Annotated in this window: 3 protein-coding genes and 1 riboswitch; of the genes, 2 read left to right on the forward strand and 1 reads right to left on the reverse strand. The window is 68.4% G+C overall.

The window, feature by feature from the left end:
- Window positions 1-28: 28 nt before the first annotated feature.
- A complete protein-coding gene (locus ACYPYD_RS04110; protein ID WP_459662186.1) occupies window positions 29-1,846 on the reverse strand; it encodes a TonB-dependent receptor domain-containing protein in 1,818 nt (605 codons plus the stop codon).
- Window positions 1,847-1,952: 106 nt separating this feature from the next.
- Window positions 1,953-2,144: riboswitch (cobalamin riboswitch) on the reverse strand.
- A 288-nt stretch (window positions 2,145-2,432) separates the two neighbouring features.
- On the opposite strand from ACYPYD_RS04110, the gene ACYPYD_RS04115 reads away from it, so the two are divergent.
- A complete protein-coding gene (locus ACYPYD_RS04115; protein ID WP_459662187.1) occupies window positions 2,433-3,611 on the forward strand; it encodes a cell wall hydrolase in 1,179 nt (392 codons plus the stop codon).
- Window positions 3,612-3,761: 150 nt separating this feature from the next.
- A complete protein-coding gene (locus tag ACYPYD_RS04120; RefSeq protein ID WP_008832361.1) occupies window positions 3,762-4,106 on the forward strand; it encodes a hypothetical protein in 345 nt (114 codons plus the stop codon).
- Window positions 4,107-4,164: the final 58 nt, after the last annotated feature.

Consider the following 4,164-nt stretch of genomic DNA (forward strand, 5'->3'; position numbering starts at 1 on the left):
CGACGCCTGCCGGGAACCGCCCTTTCGCTCACATCTTCACGCGGATGCCGGCATAGGCCGAGCGCCCCGGCGTGCCGTACGTGCGCACCACTTCGTAATGCTCGTCGAACAGGTTCTCGACGCGGCCATAGACCTCGACATTGTGCGTCACCGCGAAGGCGCCGCGCAGGCCCACGACTACGTTGCCGCCGACGTACTGCGCGTTCGCGGTATCGTCGTAGCGCCCGCCGCCGACGCGCAGGTCCGCGCCCAGCTTCAGACCGACCGCCCACGCCTTGTCGATGCTGGCGTAGAGATTGCTCTTCGGACGACGCGCCAGCTGCGCGCCGGTGTCCTCGTTGACGGCGTCGAGGTAGGTATAGGCGAGGTTCACGTCGAAGCCCTGCCAGTCGGTCACCTGCATCCCCAGTTCCACACCCTGCGCCCGCGACCGGCCGACATTGTAGTAATTGAAGTTCGCGAGGTCGTAGTCGATCAGGTTCTTCGTCTTGCGATCGAAGTACGTCACCGTGAAGCGGCCGGTCCCTTCGGCAAAAGGCTGCTCCAGCCCCACGTCCCAGCTCTTCGACGTCTCGGGATCGAGCGCGCGGAAGCCCGCGTTGGTGTAGAGCTGGTAGAGCGACGGCGCCTTGAAACCCTCGCCGTAGCTGGCCCGCAGGACCGGGGCGCTGTCGCCGCCGCCGATCACCCAGGCGCCGTTGGCGGCGTAGGTCGTGCGGTCGCCGAAGTCCGAGTTGTCGTCGTAGCGCAGGCCGCCGTTCAGCGTCAGGCCGGCGAACGGGCGCAGCGTCAGGTTCCCGAACAGGCTGTCGATGGTGGTCGAATCCTTCGAGCCGTAATTGTCGTCGAACTTCTGCTTCTCGGTCTCGCCGCCGACCAGCACGCTCGCCTGCTCGATGGGCGCGAAGCTGACCTGGCCTTCGAAGCGCTCGGTGCGGCCGTTGGTGGTGTAGGGGCCGAAGACGGCGTCGTCGGAAATGCGGCGCGTGTCGTTGATGCCATAGCCGACGCGCGCGTTCAGCCTTCCGTCGAGGCCCGCATAGCGCAGGTTCGCATAGCCCAGCGTATCGCGCTTCATGCCGACGTTGAGGGCATCGGCACCGGTGTTGTCGTAGTCGTAGTTCGCCTTGGTGTAGAACCCGCCCGCATCGGCCGAGAGGCCCGGCGCGAACTCGATCGAGGCGCGGGCATTGGCGCTCTTGCTCTCGAAGCCGTCCTTCTCGGTGGCGCCGCGGCGCTCGTTGAAGGCCGAGAAGCCGTCGCCCTTGAGCCAGTTGCCGCCCAGCGTCAGGCCGACCGGGCCGACGAGACCCGCCGCCGAGACACTCGCCTGCTTGCGGTCGCGCCAGCCATACTCGGCCTGGCCGCGCGCGGTCCACTGTTCGGTCGGGCGGGCGGTGATGAAGTTGATGACGCCGCCCACCGCGCGGCTGCCCCACAGCACGCCCGAGGAACCGCGCACGACCTCGACACGGTCGAACTGGCCGATCGGCAGCGCGCCGAAGTCGAAGCCGCCGCCGACGTCGCCGGGATCGTTGATGCGCACACCGTCGATCAGCACCAGCGACTGCGCGTTCTCGGCGCCGCGCACGAAGACGCTCGCGGGCTGGCCGAAACCGCCCGACTGCACGGTCGAGATGCCGGGGATGCGGGCAAGCACGTCAGTGGCGGTGGTCGCTTGCGTGCGCTCGATCTGGTCGCGGGTGACGACGCTGACGGACTGGCCGACCTGGGTGATCGGAGTAGGCTCGCGCGTGGCGGTGACGACGAGGATATCGTCGCCGTCATCCGCCATCGCGGGGGTGCTCACGGCAAGCGCGGTGCCGAGCAGAAACAGATACTTCATATGTCCTCCGAACCTTTGAACGTGCTTGTGCCGTTCACGGCGGAGGCATGCGCGCCTTCCTCATGGCGCGTCACACTCGCTGCATCCGGAAGAACCCCGTCCGGCTGCGGAACGACCGTCTCGGGCAGGTCTCCTGGCTCCCGGATCGTCAGTCGCGCCATCCGCCTTCCCGGCCCTCATACGGGCCAGTGGCATGGTGGAGGCGGCCTCCCCGGTCACAGTTGCGGGGGCAGCGCCGGTATTCGCACCCGGCTTCCCTCTTAGGCCCTTGCGGGCAACCCATGACGTAACCGCGCGGATAGTGCGGCATACAGGGGTTGGCAAGCATTCGTCGTCCCGGACTCAATCCGGGACCGGTGGCTGTCTTTAGACGCGAGCCATGGGCAAGGCGCCACGCCGCAAGGGTGCGCCGTTCACGGCCAGCGGTCCCGGATCAAGTCCAGGACGACGGGATGCAGCCAAATCTTAAGCCCTTAAGCGTACAGAGCGTGGCTGTACCGCAACGGGACGGCCCGGAATGCCCGGATGCGCGCGCACCAGGCACAGGCTAGGCCGGTGCTGCCGAATTGCGGCCGAAAGGAACCGAGTGAGCCCTGCCCCTTCCATTCCCGGACCAGACGCCGCCCCGGCGCCGGTGATGGATTCGCAAGGCGCTCCGTTCGAACGCCCGCGCGATTTCGTCGGCCGCTATCCGCGCCGCGCCCGCGGTGTCGGCCACCGCCCGGTCGTCCTGCGCCGCCGCTGGACTTTCGCCGTGACCGCGCTCGCCGCCGTCGCCCTTCCCGCCTTCGCCGCGCCGGAAGGCTGGGACAGCTTCGCCATCGCCGACGCCGCCTCGCAAGGCGCCGAAGCACTGCCCATGCCGTTCGAGCAGGCAGGCGCCAGCTTCCCCGGTTCGGCCTTCTATTACCTCGAAGCCGAGAAGGCCCCGCTTCAGGTCGGCGAAGGCATCCGCTCCGACGCCGACGACAGCGTCTCCGGCCCGCTGGCTACCGCGCGGCCGATCTACATCGACAACTCCGGCGTCGACCGCACCCGCGCGCTGCAGTGCATGACTGCCGCGATCTACTACGAAGCCGCGAGCGAGCCCGACGCGGGCCAGCGCGCGGTGGCGCAGGTCGTGCTCAACCGCATGGCCCACCCTGCCTATCCCAAGACCGTCTGCGGCGTCGTCTACGAGGGGTCGGAACGTTCGACAGGCTGCCAGTTCTCGTTCACCTGCGACGGCTCGCTCGCCCGCCGCCCGCAGCGCATGTTCTGGGACCGCGCCGAAAACGTCGCGCGCCAGGCGCTGGCAGGCTACGTCTATACACCCGTCGGTCTCGCCACGCATTATCATACCGTCCAGGTGAACCCCTACTGGGCGCCGAGCCTGCAGTACCTTTCCACCATCGGCGCGCACCGCTTCTACGCGCTGCGCGGCGCGGCGGGCAGCGCGGCGACGTTCCGCTTCGCCTACCTCGGCGGCGAGCCGATGGCCGCTCCGCACCGCCATGACGACAGCGCAGATGCCGCCGCTGCAGCAGCGGCGCTCGACCCGCTCGCCGTCCAGCGCGCATTCGGCACGGCCCAGCCCGCGAAGGCAGAGCCGGTCGCGCAGGCAACCAGCCCGACCATGCCCATCCAGCCCAGCCCCGCCTACTCCAGCGAAGTGCAGCAGCGCGGCGGGGAATCGCTCTATACCGCCCGGAATCTGCCGGGTTCGCAGGGCATCAAGCCCGAGTACGCAAACTCCGGCCGCTGGATCACCCAGCCCGCAAATTGAAGACAATCGATTGCAGCGGAGGCACCCGGGGAATGTCCCTAGGTGGTATCGTCAAGACTTGAGAAACCACGTCCCTGCATGATGGGTTCATCGCTGCCAGGGTAGAGGGTTGATCCGTCGACACCCACCAAGAAGAGAGACTATCCGCCCATGACCATCCGCTTCGCCGCCGCCATGAACGGGACGATGCCGGCCATTGCCGGAGTGCTCTGCACCGGCGCGCCGCTGGGCGCGGTCAACGACAACGGCCCCCTTCTCCCGCGCCCTAGCCTGCGCTCCATCGAGAGCAAGCCTGCCGCCGAGATCGACGCCGGCATTGCCGAAGCCCTCATGCATTTCGCACGCCACGGCCTCTCCGCCGCCGAACAGGCCCGCGTCGAGGCCGAGGCCGCCCATGAACGCGGCGACACCGCCGCACGCGCCCGCTGGCTGAGCATATGCCGCCACCTCGACCGCCGCATGGCCGCCGCTCTGGCCAAGCGCCTCGCGAGTTGAACGCCTAATCCTCCCTGTCGCGAAGCGATGGGGAGGCGGCAGTCGCGAAGCGACTGAC

This window comes from Novosphingobium sp. 11B, from assembly GCF_054589055.1.

What these genes read in the sequence shown, in the direction of transcription:
- ACYPYD_RS04120 (WP_008832361.1), top strand. Translation starts at nt 3,762, where the DNA reads ATGACCATCCGCTTCGCCGCCGCCATGAACGGGACGATGCCGGCCATT.
- ACYPYD_RS04110 (WP_459662186.1), bottom strand. Translation starts at nt 1,846, where the DNA reads ATGAAGTATCTGTTTCTGCTCGGCACCGCGCTTGCCGTGAGCACCCCC.